11 protein-coding genes are annotated in these 13,908 nt (G+C 68.6%); 6 read left to right on the top strand and 5 right to left on the bottom strand.

Features of this window, described 5'->3' with window-relative positions; genetic code table 11:
• Positions 1 to 146 (bottom strand): response regulator (locus MFF58_RS04800; protein WP_505744319.1); only part of this gene is annotated, 146 nt, incomplete at its 3' end.
• A gap of 419 nt (positions 147 to 565) precedes the next feature.
• Here MFF58_RS04800 and fliI point away from each other — a divergent pair.
• The 3 genes from fliI to MFF58_RS04785 all read left to right on the top strand — a co-directional run bounded on the left by fliI (position 566) and on the right by MFF58_RS04785 (position 3,710).
• Positions 566 to 1,930 carry a flagellar protein export ATPase FliI gene (gene fliI, locus MFF58_RS04795; protein ID WP_238285693.1) on the top strand — a complete coding sequence of 455 codons (1,365 nt, stop codon included), beginning with the start codon at positions 566 to 568 and terminating at the stop codon, positions 1,928 to 1,930.
• Between the two features lie 150 nt (positions 1,931 to 2,080).
• Positions 2,081 to 2,488: a flagellar export protein FliJ gene (gene fliJ / locus MFF58_RS04790; RefSeq protein ID WP_238285692.1), complete on the top strand. Its 408-nt coding sequence runs from the start codon at positions 2,081 to 2,083 to the stop codon at positions 2,486 to 2,488.
• Between the two features lie 154 nt (positions 2,489 to 2,642).
• Entirely contained in the window at positions 2,643 to 3,710 is a 1,068-nt protein-coding gene (locus MFF58_RS04785; protein ID WP_238285691.1) for a lysylphosphatidylglycerol synthase domain-containing protein, read from the top strand.
• 315 nt (positions 3,711 to 4,025) lie between these two features.
• Here the strand turns inward: MFF58_RS04785 and flhA are convergent, their stop codons facing one another.
• Complete coding sequence (gene flhA / locus MFF58_RS04780; protein WP_238285690.1) at positions 4,026 to 6,173, bottom strand: flagellar biosynthesis protein FlhA; 2,148 nt, start codon at positions 6,171 to 6,173, stop codon at positions 4,026 to 4,028.
• Positions 6,174 to 6,403: 230 nt separating this feature from the next.
• Here flhA and MFF58_RS04775 point away from each other — a divergent pair, with 230 nt between their 5' ends.
• Positions 6,404 to 7,003 carry a hypothetical protein gene (locus MFF58_RS04775; RefSeq protein ID WP_238285689.1) on the top strand — a complete coding sequence of 200 codons (600 nt, stop codon included), beginning with the start codon at positions 6,404 to 6,406 and terminating at the stop codon, positions 7,001 to 7,003.
• A gap of 296 nt (positions 7,004 to 7,299) precedes the next feature.
• On the opposite strand, the gene MFF58_RS04770 is transcribed toward MFF58_RS04775, so the two are convergent.
• The gene (locus tag MFF58_RS04770) at positions 7,300 to 8,550 is read right to left on the bottom strand and encodes a KpsE/RkpR family capsule polysaccharide export protein (RefSeq protein WP_238285688.1); all 1,251 of its coding nucleotides are present in this window, start codon (positions 8,548 to 8,550) and stop codon (positions 7,300 to 7,302) included.
• A 643-nt stretch (positions 8,551 to 9,193) separates the two neighbouring features.
• On the opposite strand from MFF58_RS04770, the gene MFF58_RS04765 reads away from it, so the two are divergent.
• Entirely contained in the window at positions 9,194 to 9,649 is a 456-nt protein-coding gene (locus tag MFF58_RS04765) for a PAS domain-containing protein (protein WP_238285686.1), read from the top strand.
• A gap of 55 nt (positions 9,650 to 9,704) precedes the next feature.
• Positions 9,705 to 10,955, top strand: coding sequence for a formyl-CoA transferase (gene frc, locus MFF58_RS04760; protein ID WP_238285684.1), 1,251 nt, complete (start codon positions 9,705 to 9,707; stop codon positions 10,953 to 10,955).
• 365 nt (positions 10,956 to 11,320) lie between these two features.
• Here frc and MFF58_RS04755 read toward each other — a convergent pair whose 3' ends face one another.
• Complete coding sequence (locus tag MFF58_RS04755; RefSeq protein ID WP_238285682.1) at positions 11,321 to 12,007, bottom strand: alpha/beta hydrolase; 687 nt, start codon at positions 12,005 to 12,007, stop codon at positions 11,321 to 11,323.
• A gap of 139 nt (positions 12,008 to 12,146) precedes the next feature.
• On the bottom strand, positions 12,147 to 13,892 hold the full coding sequence (oxc, locus tag MFF58_RS04750) for an oxalyl-CoA decarboxylase (protein WP_238285681.1): 1,746 nt from the start codon (positions 13,890 to 13,892) through the stop codon (positions 12,147 to 12,149).
• Between the last annotated feature and the right edge of the window lie 16 nt (positions 13,893 to 13,908).

Raw genomic sequence — 13,908 nt, 5'->3', positions numbered from 1 at the left:
AGGATGATGTCGTAGTCGTACAGCTTACCGAGATCGACACCCTCTTCCCCGAGGTCGGTGGTGTAGGTGTTGAAGTTCTCGGACTTGAGCATCAGCTCGATGCTCTGCGCGGTGGCGCTGTCGTCCTCGATCAAAAGTACCCGCATCGTCGGTCCCCAGCCCAGCCGGCCGCATCAGCGCGCAGACACGTCCTTACCGCTCGCCCGCCACCGGCCTGTGGACGGGCGCTACGTCGCCCTAGACGTGAACGCTATGGATTAATCGTTAACAAAACCTGTTTCCCGACCGCAAGCGCCGCGTTCGCAGTTCCATGAGCTTGACAGGAGAAACAGCGTTTCCCCCACCGCACTTCAGAGCCTGATTCCGCGCCGCCCGCGTTCGAACCGTCCGCCCCCGTCGGCGTAAGTACTTCCCCCGTCACGCTTCGATCCCCGCTGTGATCGCGGCGACACAGCGGTACGACTTCGTATTGCCCGGCCGCGACCGAGACCCGGATCGAGCCGCTACGAGCCCGTTGACCGCAGTGTTAAGGAGGCCGGTAAACGAAGCGTTGAGGGCCAGGCGGATGACACACGATCCGGCAAGAGATTCGGCAAGGTCCGTGTCCTCCCTGGCGTCGGCCAGGGCAGCCCTGGAGCGGGTGGAAGTGCTGGAGACGTTCGGGCGCGTGGTGGCGATCCGCGGGCTGCTGGTGGAAGTCGCCGGCCCCGTGGCCGCCATGCGGCTCGGCGGCCGGATCGACGTCGAGGGAGCGAACGGTCTCGGGCTGGTGCCCTGTGAGATCATCGGCTTCCAGGGCGACCGCGCCCTCGCCATGCCGTTCGGCTCGCTGGACGGCGTCCGGCGTGGCTGCCCGGCCTACGTGCGCGACGAATCGGCCGGAGCGATCCGCCCGTCGGCGGGCTGGCTCGGCCGGGTGGTCGATGCCCTGGGGCGGCCGGTGGATGGGCTGGGAGCTTTGCCGCAGGGTGCGGATGTCTACGCGCTCCGCGCCGACCCGCCCCCGGCCCATGCCCGGGCCCGCGTCGGCGGACCGCTGGATCTGGGCGTCCGCTGCATCAACACGTTCCTGACCATGTGCGCCGGCCAGCGGATGGGGATATTCGCGGGTTCCGGGGTCGGCAAGTCGGTGCTGCTCTCGATGCTCGCCCGCTACACCGCCGCCGACGTGGCGGTGATCGGGCTGGTGGGCGAGCGCGGCCGCGAGGTCCAGGAGTTCCTCCAGGACGATCTCGGAGCGGCCGGTCTCGCCCGCTCGGTCGTCGTGGTGGCGACCTCCGACGAGCCGGCGCTCATGCGCCGCAACGCCGCCTACGTGACCCTGTCGGTGGCCGAGCATTTCCGCGACCAGGGCGCCAAGGTCCTCTGCATGATCGATTCGATCACGCGGTTCGCGATGGCCCAGCGGGATATCGGCCTCGCGGCCGGCGAGCCGCCCACCGCCAAGGGCTACACGCCGACGGTGTTCTCCGAACTGCCGCGCCTGCTCGAACGCGCAGGACCCGGCGTGGGGCAGGGGACGATCTCGGCCCTGTTCACCGTGCTGGTCGAGGGCGACGACCACAACGAGCCGGTGGCCGACGCGGTGCGCGGCATCCTCGACGGCCATATCGTGATGGAGCGGGCGATCGCCGAGCGCGGCCGCTACCCTGCGATCAACGTGCTGCGCTCGGTCTCGCGGACCATGCCGCGCGCCTGCGATCCGGCCCATCTGCCGGTGGTCCGGCGGGCGCGCCGGGTGCTGTCGACCTACGCCGACATGGAGGAGCTGATCCGCCTCGGCGCCTACCGCGCGGGCGCGTCGCAGGAGGTCGACGAAGCCGTGGCGCTCATGCCCCAGCTTGAGGCTTTTCTGGGGCAGGGTAAGGAAGAAGCAACGTCCATCGGCGATGGTTACGCACGGCTCGGCCAGATCCTCGGCGGGGCCTAGGCCTCATGCGCCGTTCTGGAGCCATCGCGCCAGCGGATCAGATGCCGAGTGAGTACCCGAGCGGATCTGCCTCCGGCAGGTTCGTTCAGGGGCACGGGCGGGGCATGATCCTCGGGCCGGCCCTGAGCGTTGCGTGGAGTGAGCGTCCTGATGAAATCGCGTGACACGCTGATCCGCCTGCGCCGCTTCCAGGTCGACGAGAAGCGGCGGCGCGTGACCCAGATCGAGATGATGATGGCCGACTTCCAGCGCATGGCGGTGGAACTCGACCGGGAGGTCGCCGTCGAGGAATCGCGGGCGGGCATCACCGACGTGGGCCACTTCGCCTACCCGACCTACGCCCGCGCGGCGGCCACCCGCCGGGACAACATGCGCCAGTCCGCCCAGGCCCTGGAGGAGCAGCTCGCCGAGGCGAAGGCCGAACTCGGTGAGGCCTTCGAGGAGTTGAAGAAGGTCGAGATCCTCAACGACCGCGAGCGCACCGCCGAGCGTGCCGCCGACGCGGCCCGCGATCAGGCCGCCATGGACGGCATCGGCCTGAACCGCGCCCGGGGCTGACCGGGGCGGTCCGGCGGACCCGTCGCGGGCGGCGTCCCGGGGCGGCACGAAACCGTCACGATCAGCTGACAAGGGGGGGCGCTGTGGTCGTCAGGCCGCTTGCAGCGCGTCGCGTGCCGGCGCATCAGGGGCTCTTCCCGGGGCGTCGGTATTTATGAAGAAGCTCAGCGAGTTCATCTGGCCCTTGATCGGCCTCGCCGCCGTGGTCGTATCGGGCTATTTCCTCTACCAGGAGCTGAAGACGACGTCGCTGTCGGCGATCTGGGCGGCGATCCTCGCGATCCCGCCGCACCGGATCCTGCTCGCGGCCCTGTCCACGCTCGTCGCCTACGCGGCGCTGGCCTGGTACGATCGGATCGCGCTTCTACACCTGGGCGTCCGCCACATCTCGTTGCTGTTCGTCTCCCTCTGCTCGTTCACGACCTACGCGCTCTCGCACAATATCGGCGCCTCGGTCTTCTCCGGCGCCCTCGTGCGCTACCGGGCCTATACGGCGAAGGGGCTGACCGCCGCCCAGGTGGCCGTGCTGGTGGCCCTCTGCTCGTTCACCTTCTTCCTCGGCACGATCCTGCTCGGCGGGTTCACCCTCGTGGTCGATCCGACCCTGCTCTCGCGCCTCGAGGGCAAGCTCCCCGGCTTCCTCACCGATCCCAAGACCGCGCTCGCGGTCGGCATCGGCATGCTGGGCTTCGTCGCCCTCTACGTGCTGGGCTCGATCCTGCGGCTGCGCCCGCTTCACATCCGCTCGTTCAAGCTCGAATACCCGCGCCCCGGCATCATGGGCCGCCAGCTGCTGGCGGCCCCCCTCGAACTGCTGGGCGCGGCCGGCATCATCTACTTCGCCCTTCCGGAGGCGATGAACCCCGGCTTCATCCCGGTCCTGGCGATCTTCCTCGCATCGTTCTCGGTGGCGCTCGCCTCCCATGCCCCGGGGGGCCTCGGCGTCTTCGAGATCGTGTTCATCACCGCGATGCACATCACCGACGAGGCGCAGAAGGACGCGATCATCGCGGCCGTTATCATCTTCCGGATCTTCTATTTCTGGATTCCGGCCCTCGTCTCGGTCGTCGTCGTGATCGCCTTCGAGCGCTCGCGTCTGGCCGCCGCGATCGGCTCGGGCGCGAACGGTTCGAAGGCGGTCACGGTGCCGGAGCCGCCGGTGATCGTTCCCGGACTCGACGCTCACGAGTTGGAGCGGGAGCTCAAGCAGAAGGCGATCTGAGGGACGCGGGCGTCCGCCCGGGGCATCGCATCACGAGGCCGCGGCGCGAACGCCGTTCGCATCTTCGTCTCGCGAACCCAGGCTGGAGGACGGCCCAACCGCGCATTCCGGGGCGCCGCAGGCGAAGCCGGACTCCCGGACCCGGGACAGCGCGAACACGGAGTGTCGTGCGTATCGAGACACCGCGGACTGCGCCGCGGTCCCGGATCGACGCGGTCGGGATGGGATGGTCCGTCCGGACCTACATCGTTTCAGCGACCATCCCCCGGCCATCCTTCGGCGGTGATCGCCGCAGGCATCCACCGGCCCGATCAATCAGATCGAGCTGACCGTCCGCAGCCGCGCCCGCGGGTGGATCTCCGCCTGGCTCATCACCGGGGTTTCCCGACGGAAGCGCTCGATGATCGAGCGGACGAAGGGGCGCGTCTGCGCCGAGGTCACCAGGACCGGCATCTCGCCCTGGCGCGCAGCCGCCTCGAACCGGTCGCGGACGGCAGTGACGAACTCGCTAAGCTTGGAGGGCTGCATCGCGAGGTAGCGCTCCTCGCGCTCGCCCACGATCGATTCCATGAAGGCCTGCTCCCAGGCCGGCGACAGGGTGATGATCGGCAGGGTACCGCCGTGGTCCTGATACTGGGCGCAGATCTGCCGGCCGAGCCGGGCGCGAACGTGCTCGACCACGTCGCGGGGATTCTTGACCCCGCCCGCCACCTCGGCGATCGCCTCGACGATCGCACCCAGGTCGCGGATCGAGACCCGCTCGGCGAGGAGGAACTGCAGCACCCGCTGGACCCCGGTGGTCGAGATCTGCGACGGCACGATCTCCTTAAGCAGCTCGGCATGCTCCTTCGGCAACTCGCGCAGCAGCTTCGAGACCTCGACGTGGTTGAGCAACTCGGACACGTGGGCCTTGATCACCTCGGTGAGGTGGGTCGAGACGACCGTGGCGGCGTCGACCACCGTGTAGCCTTTGAGCTGCGCCTGATCGCGCAGCGCCGCGTCGATCCAGGTGGCCGGCAATCCGAAGGTCGGCTCCAGCAGGTGCTGGCCGGGTAACTGCACCTGCCCGCCCATCGGGTCCATCGCCATGAACTGGCCCGGGAAGATCCGTCCCGTGCCGGCCTCGATCTCCTTGACCCGGACCACGTAGGTGTTGGCGTCGAGCTGCACGTTGTCGAGGATGCGCACGGACGGCATCACGAAGCCGAGTTCCGCCGCGAGCTGGCGGCGCAGGGCCTTGATCTGGTCGGTGAGTCGATCCTGACCCTCGCCGTTGACGAGGGCCAGCAGGGCGTAGCCCATCTCGAGCTTGAGGTCGTCGAGCTTCAGGAGGTCGGTGACCGTCTCCTCCTTGGCGGCCGCCGCGGCCGCCACCGCCTTGGCGTCCATGGGGGCGCCCGTCGCGTCGAGGGGCGGCGCCTCCTTGGCGGTCTTGTTGATCCGCCATGCGGCGTAACCCGCGCCGCCGCCCAGCAGCAGGAACGGCAGCATCGGCATGCCGGGCAGGAGCGCAATCAGCAGCATCACGGCCGCCGACATGCCGAGGGCCTTGGGATAGTGCGCGAGCTGCTTTCCCAGCGCCTTGTCGGCCGCGCCCTTCACGCCGGCCTTCGAGACCAGGAGGCCCGCGGCCGTGGAGACGATCAGCGCCGGTACTTGACTGGCCAGCCCGTCGCCGATGGTGAGCAGCGTGTAGCTCTTGGCGGCGTCGCCGAAGCTGAGGCCTTGCTGCGCCACCCCGATGATGATGCCGCCGACCACGTTGATGAAGGTGATCAGCAGGGCCGCCACGGCGTCGCCGCGGACGAACTTCGAGGCACCGTCCATGGCGCCGAAGAAGGATGATTCCTCCTCCAGGGCCGCGCGGCGGGCCTTGGCGGCCTTCTCGTCGATCAGGCCAGCCGACAGGTCCGCATCGATGGCCATCTGCTTGCCCGGCATGGCGTCGAGGGTGAAGCGGGCGGCGACCTCGGCGATGCGTCCTGAGCCCTTCGTGATCACGACGAAGTTCACGATGATCAGGATTGCGAACACGATGATCCCGATGACGAAGTTGCCGCCCATGACGAAGTGGCCGAACGCCTCGATCACGTGGCCGGCCGCCGCGGTGCCCTCGTGGCCGTGACCCAGGATCAGGCGGGTCGAGGCGAGGTTGAGGGCGAGCCGCAGCATCGTGGCGATGAGCAGCAGGGTCGGGAAGACGGTGAATTCAAGCGGATTGTCGATCGACAGGCCGGTCATCATGATCAGCACCGACAGGATGATCGATACGGCCAGGAGCAGGTCGAGCAGGATCGCCGGCAGCGGGAAGATCAGCACCGCCAGGATTGCCATGACGCCGGTGGCGAATAGCAGATCCGAGCGTTTGGACAGCGCCTGCAGGTCGCCGCGCGTGGGCAGCGTGAGCTGGCTCAGGATCGCGGCAGCTCCAACCCGTGCCGGCGCGCTCGCCGTCTCCGCCATCGATCCCACCCGTCGCCGCCCGCCGGAAAACCTTCCCTACGGCGTACCCGGCAAGATCTGCCGGGCGGATGGTTAGCGCGGCGTTAAGTTTTACACCGCCGACCCCTGGAACCTGGGTTGGGTCTGCCGCTTGACCGGTCGGCAACCTCTCGGGCCCGCCCCGCGTCACTCGGGCCGGCCGCGTTGCCGTCACTCGTTCGGGCGCAGACCCGAGGTTCGCGGAGATTCCCATGGCCGCACGCGCCCTGACCGCCCTGTTCGACGATTACGACGCCGCCGCCAGCGCGGTGGACCAGCTGGAGGCCGCCGGCATCCCGCATACCGACATCAGCATCATCTCGAATCGGGCCGACACCCGGAGACCTACGCCGCAGCCGTCCGAACAGCCCCCGGGTGGGACCGCGCCCGTGGTGGCGGATGCCACGGATTCCGCCGGGACCGGCGCCACGGTCGGGACGGTCCTGGGCGGCAGCGCGGGCCTGCTCGCCGGCCTCGGACTTCTCGCCATACCGGGTCTCGGTCCCGTGGTGGCGGCCGGGTGGCTGGTGGCCGCCGTGACGGGCGCCGGCGTCGGAGCCGCGGCCGGCGGGCTGATCGGCGGATTGACGGGGGCGGGTTTGAGCGAGGGTGAGGCGGAGACCTACGCCGAGGGCGTCCGCCGCGGCGGCACGCTGGTGACCGTGCGAGCTGATGAGACCCAGGCCGACCGCGCCCTGAGCCTCCTCAACCGGGCGGGCTCGATCGACCTCGACGAGCGCGCCGAAGGTTGGCGGGCGCAGGGCTGGACCGGCGGCTCCGTGGGCCCGTCGGCCGATCGTTCGGCCTCCTAGAAGCCGCGCGCCGACGCGGCTTGGCCGGGCGATTGCGATCCCGCCTCAAACCGCTCCTTAAGGCGGCGAGGCGACCGGGAAGCCGTCAGTTGATCTAATGGGCTCGGCAGCGCTCCTTCGCGGTTTGCATCCCGGCAGGCGAGTAAGGGGTGGCGCGCGCAACGCTTCCCCAGGCCGGGATGCCTTCGGGGCATGAGCCGCGCCGGGCGGACAAGACCGGATGAAGCGATCGGTCGCCGGAGCGGCGAGTTTGGGCGCCGGCAGCGCGGCGCTGCCTCGGCGCCGCGAATGACCGCTCAGGCCATCGTCTTCCGGGCAAACATGGAAGCCGCGAACAGCAGAGCGGCACCCGCCGTGATCAGGGTGATCATCAGCATGCGCCGCGGCTCGACGGAGGATGTCGCCTTCACGGGCTCTACGATCGGGCTGAAGAATTCAACCTGCCGGGCCGCGATGATGCGCGACCGCTCGTAGGCGGTGAACACCTGCTGGTAGTATTTCTCGGCATTCTTGCGGTCGCTGTCCAACGTCTCGAACCGCGTCAACGCATCGGAGAGAAGGCGCTTCTGCTCCGGATCCTGGCTGGCGGACTGGCGCTCGATCCGGGCGACGTTCTCATCGAGATCCTTGATCTGCTGCTTGATGTCGAGGATCCGGCGGGCCTCCGGGCCGAGGTCGCGCTGGCCGATGGCAAGCTGCACCGCGAGGTTAATCCGGGCCGAGCGCAGCTCTGCGATCATCTTGAGGTTAGCGATGTTCGACTTCTCCGCGTCGAGCACCCCCTCTTGGTGACGCAGATCCCGCGTCGCGAGGCGGATCTTGGTCATGCGCTCCTCGGCGAGCTTCAGCTCGCGGGTGCTCTCGGCCATCGCCTCCGTGCGGGATCGGACGCTGAGATCGTTCACCATCCGCTCGGCCTCCTTCACGATGGCCCGGGCGATGGCGAGGGAATGGTCGGGGTCGAACGCCGCGACGGTCACCGACATGATTCCGGACCCCGCCTCGACCTCGACATCGACGCGCCGCTTCCAGTAGCGAACGAACTTCTCGATCGGCTTCTCCGGGTCGAACCGCGAGAAGTAGTCGATGCTGTCGCTGCTGAACCACTGGCGCAGCGGCAGCTGCGCCTCGAGGATTTCCAGCATGGGCCGGCTCAGGATGTACTCACGGGTGATCATCGTGTCCTGAGCGGCCATCTGGCTCTGGACGCTGGAGGTGGACCCGGACCCGGATCCTCCCTCGGAGGAGCCCTTCTCGCTGGCGCCGATCGCCGGGCGGATCGCGAACCGCGCCTCGCTCACGTAGCGGTTCGATGCGATCAGGCCGTAGTAGATCGCGCCCGCCAGCACCGGCAGCACGAAGCAGATCACGAACAGGATCGGGATCCAAGGATCGTTCTTGACCTGGTTGTGATAGGACCGAATGCCTTTCTTGCGATCGGCGAAGCGCGACATGCGCGCGATCTGCCGCAGCGATTCGGAAATCGCCTGCTGCCGGTCAGTGGTCGTGACCGGCTGCCCCTCGGCTCTCCGGATCTCCATGTTCATGGCTTGGTTCCCGGCCTCCCGGCCCTGAAGGTCGATCCGTAGGTCGGTCCGCCGCTGCTGGGCACCACCGACCGGGCGCCGCTCTCGCACGGCGACACGGCAAAAGCATGTCTTCGCGCCGCGATGGCCCGGCGCGGAGATGTACGTCCGTCGAACTGCGTGATCCCTGGTACGCGCGGTCCGGGGGATGGAGCAGGGCATGTCTCCGCGGCAGGACCTGACTACCAGCGCGCGGCGAACGAGGACGCAGGCTTCGCGGGACATCAGGAAGCGGCCGAATTCGCCGCGTGGCCTCTCGCAGCAACGGAACATTCCCAATTGCGGACATCAAAGAGCGGGAAGCTCCGGCGTCACCCGGCCGCGGCGGCCGATCCGCCAATCCCGCCCGAGGTGCGGCGGAGGCGAGCTGGAAGGAAAGTGCCTTTTGTAAGCGCCAGCGTTGACGGCATTCCAGATTTGGCATACCAAATACCAAGTCAGCCAGGGGGCGGAGCCGAGGCGTCGACGCAAGTTGGAACTTTAGCTCCGGAGCGGGCAGGGGGGCCAATGACGATCCAAGCCGAATTCGATGGCGTGTGCGCGAAAGGAAACGACGGACGCCCTCGCGTCTCGACCGGCCCGGTTCGTGCCGGATCCTGAGCCGATGGCGGATGCGCGGATCCCGGACGGCAGCCTGAGCTTGTCCGCGGCGATCGGCGATGCCGTGGTGGTGTCGGACCCGGAGGGGTCCATCACCGTGTGGAACCCGGCCGCCGAGCGCATCTTCGGCTTCACCGCCGCCGAGGCGCTGGGCCAGACCCTCGATCTCATCACGCCCGAGCGGCATCGGCGCCGTCACTGGGACGGCTACGCCAAGACCATGCGTACCGGCGAGACCCGCTACGGGGCGGAGACCCTGCGGGTGCCGGCACTGCACAAGGACGGCCGCCAGCTCTCCATCGCCTTCACGGTGGGGATGGTGCGGGATGCCTCCCACCGGGTGACCGGGATCGTCGCCGTGATCCGCGACGAGACCGAGCGCTGGGCCGAGGAGAAGCGCCTGCGTCAGCGCGTGGCCGAACTCGAAGCCTCCGCGGACCGTGCCAGCCAAGGGTCTTGAGCCCGCCGGACGGTCCGAAGGACACGATCACCGAAGCGCACAGGGAGAACGCCCAATGAGCAAGCCGCTGGAAGGCATCAAGATCATCGACTTCACCCACGTCCAGGCGGGACCTGCCTGCACGCAGTTGCTCGCGTGGTTCGGCGCCGACGTGATCAAGGTCGAGCGCCCCGGGGCCGGCGACGTGACCCGCACGCAGCTGCGCCACGTCGAGGACGCGGACGCCCTCTACTTCACGATGCTGAATTCGAACAAGCGGTCGCTCACCCTCGACACCAAGACCCAGGCCGGCAAGGAGGTTCTGGAGAAGCTGATCCAGGATTCCGACGTGATGGTCGAGAATTTCGGCCCCGGCGCGCTGGATCGGATGGGCTTCTCCTGGGCGCGCATCCAAGAGCTGAACCCGGGCATGATCCTCGCCTCGGTGAAGGGCTTCTCGGACGGACACCACTACGAGGACCTGAAGGTCTACGAGAACGTCGCCCAGTGCGCGGGCGGTGCCGCCTCGACCACGGGCTTCTGGGACGGGCCGCCCACCGTCAGCGCCGCGGCGCTCGGTGACTCCAACACCGGCATGCACCTCGCTATCGGCATCCTCACGGCGCTCCACCAGAAGAACAAGACCGGCCGGGGCCAGAAGGTCGCCGTGTCGATGCAGGACTCGGTGATCAACCTCTGCCGCGTGAAGCTGCGGGACCAGCAGCGCCTCGACGCGCTCGGCTACCTCGAGGAGTACCCGCAGTACCCGCACGGCGAGTTCTCCGACGTGGTGCCGCGCGGCGGCAACGCGGGCGGCGGCGGCCAGCCCGGCTGGGTGCTCAAGTGCAAGGGCTGGGAGACCGACCCGAACGCCTACATCTACTTCACCATCCAGGGCCATGCCTGGGCGCCGATCTGCAAGGTGCTGGGCAAGGAGGAGTGGATCACCGATTCGAGCTACAACACGCCCCGCGCCCGTCAGGACAAGATCTTCGACATCTTCAAGACGATCGAGGAATGGCTCGCCGACAAGACCAAGTTCGAGGCGGTGGACATCCTGCGAACCTACGACATCCCCTGCGCGCCGGTGCTGTCGATGAAGGAGATCGCCGAGGACAAGTCCCTGCGCGAGAGCGGCACCGTCGTCGAGGTGGCGCATCCGAAGCTCGGCAAGTACCTGACCGTCGGAAGCCCGATCAAGTTCTCCGACATGCAGGTCGAGGTGAAGGCCTCGCCGCTGCTCGGCGAGCATACCGACGAGGTGCTGGAAGGCCTCGGATACACGCGGGAGCAGATCCAGGCGATGCACGAGGCCCGTGCGGTCTGATCCAGCGCCAGCCTTCGCGATCCTGAGAGAGGACGGCGCCTCCGGGCGCCGTCCTTTTTCTATGAGAAACCACACCCGGTTTCGTTCGCCCTCTCCGCGACGCAGACAGGGCCTCGCCCGTCCACGCAGACCGAGATCGGACCTGATCCCTCATCCCGAGCTGCAACGCCTCCTGCCGCGCCGGTGCTCTCCGGAGACCGCAGCGTCCTCTGGACGTCGCCTTCTCGGCCTCCGCCATGCTGCGGCCCCCTCAGATCGGGGTGGCCCTGGGATCACCGAAGCGTCGGGCGGCGCGGCGTGTCGCAACGCCACCGGCGGTGCCCGGAATCTCCACGGCAACCGGCATCGACCTTGGCTGTGACCCGCTACGCCGCGCTCGCCATGATGAACGCCACGGCCTGCGCGACGATTGGCGGCTGGTGCGCGTGGGGGCCGTCATATTCCACGTAGGTCACGTCGTAGCCGGCGTCCCGCAGCTTGGGCACGTGGATGCGCGCGCTCCGATTGATCGGGATCTGCTCGTCGCGGACGCCGTGCGACAGGAAGATTCGGGGCGCGCCGACCTGCATATGCACGGACAGGAAGCCGGCCGACGAGACGATCAGGTGGCGCGCTACGTCGCCGTTGGCGAGGCCGAGCGACAGCGTGTAGCTGCCCCCGTCCGAGTGGCCGGCGAAACAGAGACGGTCTGGGTCGAGCAGGAACCGGTCCGCCACCGCGGCCAGCGCGACCGAGACCCGCTCCCGGTCCGGTCCGTGGCCGCCGATGACGAGGTCCCAGGTCGGAAACAGCGATTGCGGCGCCAGGAGCAGAAATCGCTCCGCCTGCGCATGGGCCTCCAGCATCGGCAGGATCCGCGCGGCGCTGCCGCCGCCGCCGTGGAACAGCACCACGAGCCGGCAGGGACGGCGCGGATCGAGCCCCGCGGGAACGACCAGCACGGCGTCGCGCTCGGCAAAGAGGCCCAGGTCGTGCCGGCCCGGCGCCAGCGGCTCGCGGTCGGGCAGACGGTGACGGAAGTGAAGTCGTCCGGCGAGATCGGGATCGATCATGGCGCGAAGTCCCTGGCTTGCTCCGTTCGCGCCGCGTCCCGGGCCGAAGGAAGTGCGCGACTCCATTGAAAACGGCCGGACCGCTGAGCGATCCGGCCGTCGTAACGCGCGTCGGGTCAGGGCCTTCGGCCCGCCGACCTCACTTCTTCTTCTTGATGCCGCTCTGCGGGTTGAGGCTGCCGATATTGCCGCTCTCGCTGCCGGCGGCCGGGTCGATGACGGCGTTGACCAAGGCGGGACGGCCCGAGTTCATCGCCTCGTTGACCGCCCGGGTCAGCTCGTCCGGCGTGGTCACGTGGTAGCCGACGCCGCCGAAGGCCTCCATCATCCGGTCGTAGCGGGAATCCGGCACGAACACGGTGGTGGCGGGATCGCGACCGGTCGGGTCGGTGTCGGTGCCGCGGTAGATGCCGTTGTTGTTAAACACCACGATGCAGACCGGCAGGCCGTACCGGCAGATGGTCTCGACCTCCATGCCGGAGAAGCCGAAGGCGCTGTCACCCTCGACACAGAGGACCGGCTTGCCAGTCTCGACCGCGGCCGCGACGGCGAAGCCCATGCCGATGCCCATGATGCCCCAGGTTCCCACGTCCAGGCGCTTGCGCGGCTGGTACATGTCGATGATGCCCCGGGCGAGGTCGAGGGTGTTGGCGCCCTCGTTGACCAGGATCGCGTCCGGCCGCTCCTTGACGATGGTGCGCAGCGCCCCGAGGGCGGCGTGGAAGGTCATGGGCGAGGCGTTGCTCATGAGCTTCGGCGCCATCTTTGCGATGTTGGCGTCGCGCTTGGTCTTGAGCGTCTCGATCCAGTCGGACGGGGGCTGCTGCCAGCCCTTGCCCATGCCGTCCAGCAGCGCCTGCACGCAGGAGGCGATGTCGCCGACGACGGGCGCCACGATCTCGACGTTCGAGTCCATCTCGCGGGGCTCGATGTCGATCTGGATGAACTTGGTCGAGCCCGGCTCGCCCCAGCTCTTGCCCTTGCCGTGCGACAGGAGCCAGTTGAGCCGGGCGCCGATCAGCAGGACCACGTCCGAGTCCTTCAGCGCCGTGGAGCGCGCGGCGCCGGCCGAGAGCGGGTGGGTGTCGGGCAGGAGACCCTTGGCCATGCTCATCGGCACGTAGGGGATGCCGCTGGTCTCGACCAGCGCCCGGATGGCCTCGTCGGCCTGCGCGTAGGCGGCGCCCTTGCCGAGCACGATCAGCGGCCGCTTAGCGGATTTCAGGACGTCCAGCGCCCGGGCGATCGCCTCGGGGGCGGGGCGCTGCGCCGGGGCCGGATCGATCACCTTGACCAGCGACTGACGGCCGGCCTCGGCATCCATCACCTGGGCGAACAGCTTGGCGGGCAGGTCGAGATAGACGCCGCCCGGCCGGCCCGAGCAGGCGGCCCGGATCGCGCGGGCTACGCCGATGCCGATATCGGCCGCGTGGAGGACCCGGAAGGCCGCCTTGCACAGGGGCTTGGCGATGGCGAGCTGGTCCATCTCCTCGTAGTCGCCCTGCTGCAGGTCGACGATCTCGCGCTCGGAGGAGCCCGAGATCAGGATCATCGGGAAGCAGTTGGTGGTGGCGTTGGCGAGCGCCGTGAGGCCGTTGAGGAAGCCCGGGGCCGAGACGGTGAGGCAGATGCCCGGCTTCTGAGTGAGGAAGCCCGCGATCGCCGCGGCGTTGCCGGCATGTTGCTCGTGCCGGAACGAGATCACCCGCATCCCCTCGGCCTGGGCCATGCGGCCGAGGTCGGTGATCGGGATGCCCGGGACACCGTAGATCGTCTCGATGCCATTGAGCTTGAGCGCGTCGATGACGAGGTGGAAGCCGTCGGTCAGGTCCGGCTCGGCCTCGATTTCAGGGGTGTTGTGAACGATCTTGGCCACGGCGGTCATCGGGGGTCTCCGGGAT

This window comes from Methylobacterium longum (assembly GCF_022179385.1).
Taxonomy (GTDB): domain Bacteria; phylum Pseudomonadota; class Alphaproteobacteria; order Rhizobiales; family Beijerinckiaceae; genus Methylobacterium; species Methylobacterium longum.
The sequence above is the reverse complement of the archived record's forward strand: the minus strand, read 5'-3'. Positions and strand labels throughout refer to the sequence as shown.

Coding starts and splice junctions, on each gene's coding strand:
- fliI (WP_238285693.1), top strand. CDS start 566: ATGACACACGATCCGGCAAGAGATTCGGCAAGGTCCGTGTCCTCCCTG.
- fliJ (WP_238285692.1), top strand. CDS start 2,081: ATGAAATCGCGTGACACGCTGATCCGCCTGCGCCGCTTCCAGGTCGAC.
- MFF58_RS04785 (WP_238285691.1), top strand. CDS start 2,643: ATGAAGAAGCTCAGCGAGTTCATCTGGCCCTTGATCGGCCTCGCCGCC.
- flhA (WP_238285690.1), bottom strand. CDS start 6,173: ATGGCGGAGACGGCGAGCGCGCCGGCACGGGTTGGAGCTGCCGCGATC.
- MFF58_RS04775 (WP_238285689.1), top strand. CDS start 6,404: ATGGCCGCACGCGCCCTGACCGCCCTGTTCGACGATTACGACGCCGCC.
- MFF58_RS04770 (WP_238285688.1), bottom strand. CDS start 8,550: ATGAACATGGAGATCCGGAGAGCCGAGGGGCAGCCGGTCACGACCACT.
- MFF58_RS04765 (WP_238285686.1), top strand. CDS start 9,194: ATGGCGGATGCGCGGATCCCGGACGGCAGCCTGAGCTTGTCCGCGGCG.
- frc (WP_238285684.1), top strand. CDS start 9,705: ATGAGCAAGCCGCTGGAAGGCATCAAGATCATCGACTTCACCCACGTC.
- MFF58_RS04755 (WP_238285682.1), bottom strand. CDS start 12,007: ATGATCGATCCCGATCTCGCCGGACGACTTCACTTCCGTCACCGTCTG.
- oxc (WP_238285681.1), bottom strand. CDS start 13,892: ATGACCGCCGTGGCCAAGATCGTTCACAACACCCCTGAAATCGAGGCC.